At 47.3% G+C, this 2,702-nt stretch carries 6 protein-coding genes and 1 pseudogene; 3 read left to right on the forward strand and 4 right to left on the reverse strand.

Translation table 11 applies throughout. The features are described from left to right. On the forward strand, window positions 1-323 hold a 323-nt coding region (locus BBW68_RS12210; protein ID WP_245675262.1), incomplete at its 5' end, for a hypothetical protein. A gap of 133 nt (window positions 324-456) precedes the next feature. Next, window positions 457-672 (forward strand): WGR domain-containing protein, encoded by a 216-nt coding sequence (locus BBW68_RS16885; RefSeq protein ID WP_083264898.1) that lies wholly within the window; start codon window positions 457-459, stop codon window positions 670-672. Here BBW68_RS16885 and BBW68_RS12215 read toward each other — a convergent pair. From BBW68_RS12215 to BBW68_RS12230, 4 genes are read right to left on the reverse strand one after another with little or no spacing between them, the layout of a single operon-like run. Beyond that, window positions 651-1,211: a 3'-5' exonuclease gene (locus tag BBW68_RS12215; protein WP_070135579.1), complete on the reverse strand. Its 561-nt coding sequence runs from the start codon at window positions 1,209-1,211 to the stop codon at window positions 651-653. The two genes, BBW68_RS16885 and BBW68_RS12215, sit on opposite strands and share 22 nt — an antisense overlap. 8 nt (window positions 1,212-1,219) lie before the next feature. Then, window positions 1,220-1,474 carry a Txe/YoeB family addiction module toxin gene (locus BBW68_RS12220; protein ID WP_420835350.1) on the reverse strand — a complete coding sequence of 85 codons (255 nt, stop codon included), beginning with the start codon at window positions 1,472-1,474 and terminating at the stop codon, window positions 1,220-1,222. 2 nt (window positions 1,475-1,476) lie between these two features. Next, the gene (yefM, locus tag BBW68_RS12225; protein WP_016257351.1) at window positions 1,477-1,728 is read right to left on the reverse strand and encodes a YoeB-YefM toxin-antitoxin system antitoxin YefM; all 252 of its coding nucleotides are present in this window, start codon (window positions 1,726-1,728) and stop codon (window positions 1,477-1,479) included. Window positions 1,729-1,786: 58 nt separating this feature from the next. Beyond that, a complete protein-coding gene (locus tag BBW68_RS12230) occupies window positions 1,787-2,170 on the reverse strand; it encodes a hypothetical protein (protein ID WP_070135577.1) in 384 nt (127 codons plus the stop codon). Between the two features lie 301 nt (window positions 2,171-2,471). Between BBW68_RS12230 and BBW68_RS16890 the strand changes: the two are divergent. After that, window positions 2,472-2,702 (forward strand): annotated as a pseudogene (locus tag BBW68_RS16890) (IS1595 family transposase); the annotation flags it as partial.

Consider the following 2,702-nt stretch of genomic DNA (forward strand, 5'->3'; position numbering starts at 1 on the left):
GTCAGGTGATCCGAAAAGAAACGATTCAGATTCCTAACTATGAACAAACACGCGATGGATATCGTCAACCACATCGCCCTGAAGGTGAACCACGAATGAAAAATGTCTCTCTGATAGGCAAGCCAAAATCCAGTCCGATCAAACAGGAAACCCTCAACACCAGAAAGCGGGAGTCCACGCAGCTGGTCGACCTGAATTTCAAGGTGTCACCTGAGTTTCATCGCTCTTTTAAAATCTACGCCACTTCCAACGACATGAGCATGAAGGATGTGCTGATGGCGGCATTTTCGGCGCTGAAAGAAAAAAGCATTTCAGGTCAGTAAAAAATATCGTGTTATTTCAGTGGGAATAATCCATTTCTGCCGAAAAAACATCACAGGCAATACCAACCCAAAGGCAATCAAAGAAAAGTGCTTAAAATCGCATACAGCGCGTTTTATGTGATTAAGGTGAAATATGCCCCGTTTTGAGAAAGGTACGCGATTCTACACGCTGACGCTGGAGCAGGATTTGCTGGGCGACTGGGTGGTTGTCACCGTGTACGGACGAACAGGCTCAACGTTGGGTCAGGTACGGATACATGCGTTTCCAGGCAAGGTGGAAGCACAACGGTATTTTGATGCAGAGTGCGTAAGACGTCTGAAGCGAGGTTATCTCTCAGCCAGTAGCTGAATTATGGCGTTGACATACCTCACCTGATGCTGCGCATCGGCCAGCGCATTATGCACCACGCCGTCAAATGGCATATCTCGTTTCGGATCATACCCCAGAATAGAGCGCCCAAGTTCGACTACAGTGCGCACGTCCCGCTCATGCCAGAATTTCCACGGCACCGGCACGCCCGTTGACTCAAAAGCATTGCGCAGTATCACACAGTCGAATCCCGCGCCGTTACCCCAAACCTGCGGCGTATCCCGTTCGTGTTGCTGATGCTCTTCCAGCCATGCGGAAAAATCAACCAGTGCACGGGTTAGTGAGACGGATTCTTCGTCGGCAGCAAATATTTGCCGAGCGCCTTCGGATTGCAGCAACCACCACTTCACCGTTCCTGCGTCCAGCTTGCCGTATTCAGCCGCGTCTTCCAGATCAACGATACGGTAGAAATTACTGGACATGACTCCGGTATCAGGTTCAAACAGTACCGCGCCGATAGCGACAATCGCCGCATGACAGTCCGTCCCCATCGTTTCCAGATCCAGCATGACGTGCATGTTTACCATTACCCCGTGTAGTGATAGCGACATGATGCAATCAGCAAACTGTCGTCAGTGACCCTATAGACTAACCGATGCTCTGAATCTATCCGTCTTGACCAGAAACCGCTCAGGTGATGCTTCAAAGGCTCCGGCTTACCAATTCCACTGAACGGCTCACGCTGAATATCTTTGATTAACGAATTCACACGTTTCAACATTGATTTGTCTGTTTGCTGCCAGTGAAGATAATCAGCCCATGACTGGTCAGAAAAAACCATCTTCACTCTGCCAGATCCCGTTCTGTTCCTTTGCCATTGTTGAGTTGCTCAATGGAGTCCATCAGGTGGCGTGCGTTAACTGGAGAGCGTAGCAGGTAGGCGGTTTCTTCGAGAGAGTCATACTCTTCCAGTGACATCAGCACACATGGCATTCCTTTCTGGCGTGTAATCAGAATTGGAGCACGATCATCAATCGTCTCGTTCATCACGCTGGCAAAATTCTGTCTTGCCTCGCTGTAATTCATCGTTTTCATATAGCCTCCTTTAATTGTACGTATTATTGTACATATTAACATTGGAGACTGCAAGTTGTCAGAATGGTAACTGCTGCTGACCACCGCCCTGCAAAACCTGCAATTTTCGTTGGTGATCGTTCTGATGTGTTGCCCAGTGCGCACGCCGGATCACCATTGCCTGTTCATTGTCCATGCAGCGGCGTGATCCTTCCTCACCGGCTTCTTTTCGTTTCTGGCAGATCGGGCAGTAATCTTTGGTTTCCATTCCACCTGCTCTTCCTGAGAAGAAAATATTGTTTTGCCATGTGGCACAGTCTCTGCAAAGTGGTGCATCACAGGTATGCATTTTCCGCAGCTTACGCATCAAACCATTTTTATCGGTATCTGCATCCCAGCCAAGCTGGCCATCACAGAGCAGTGTTGCAGGCATACCACAAAACGCGTATTCAGATTTTTTCATAACTCGATCATTAGGATACTGATTGAATGAGCTTATTTTAGCATCGTTCGGCTTCCTCTTCTCGGTTTTGGTGCTTATCGATTTGAGTTATCCACAGATGTTATCACCAGAGATACCTTTAAAACCTTATTTTTAAGTTATTTAAACTTCAAAAGACTTAGCGAATCCATATTTTTTAAAATACATATGGTTATTCATTTTAAGGTTATCAGTTACAAGGGGAAAGGTGAGCGTTGAACAGGTATGCGGTTATCAAATTTAGGGGCTGTCCTAGATAACTAAGATCATCTAGGATAGTGCCATGAGAAAAAGCAGACTCAGTCAGTACAAACAGGAACGGTTACTTGAACAGTTTATTGCAGGCTCCACAGCCCGTATTGCCGCAGAGCTGGTTGGTGTCCACAGGAACACTGCTGCATACTATTTTCACCGCCTCAGAGTGCTGATAGCCGAGCACGTAGATAGGCACTCCTGGTTTGATGGCGAGATTGAACTGGACGAAAGTTATTTTCGTGGTCGTCGTAAAGGTCAG

This window comes from Candidatus Erwinia dacicola (assembly GCF_001756855.1).
In the GTDB taxonomy this organism is placed as follows: Bacteria; Pseudomonadota; Gammaproteobacteria; order Enterobacterales; family Enterobacteriaceae; genus Erwinia; species Erwinia dacicola.

Bases quoted from the DNA above. Each gene is read 5' to 3' on its own strand.
- BBW68_RS16885 (WP_083264898.1), top strand. From the start codon at position 457: ATGCCCCGTTTTGAGAAAGGTACGCGATTCTACACGCTGACGCTGGAG.
- BBW68_RS12215 (WP_070135579.1), bottom strand. From the start codon at position 1,211: ATGCACGTCATGCTGGATCTGGAAACGATGGGGACGGACTGTCATGCG.
- BBW68_RS12220 (WP_420835350.1), bottom strand. From the start codon at position 1,474: ATGGTTTTTTCTGACCAGTCATGGGCTGATTATCTTCACTGGCAGCAA.
- yefM (WP_016257351.1), bottom strand. From the start codon at position 1,728: ATGAAAACGATGAATTACAGCGAGGCAAGACAGAATTTTGCCAGCGTG.
- BBW68_RS12230 (WP_070135577.1), bottom strand. From the start codon at position 2,170: ATGAAAAAATCTGAATACGCGTTTTGTGGTATGCCTGCAACACTGCTC.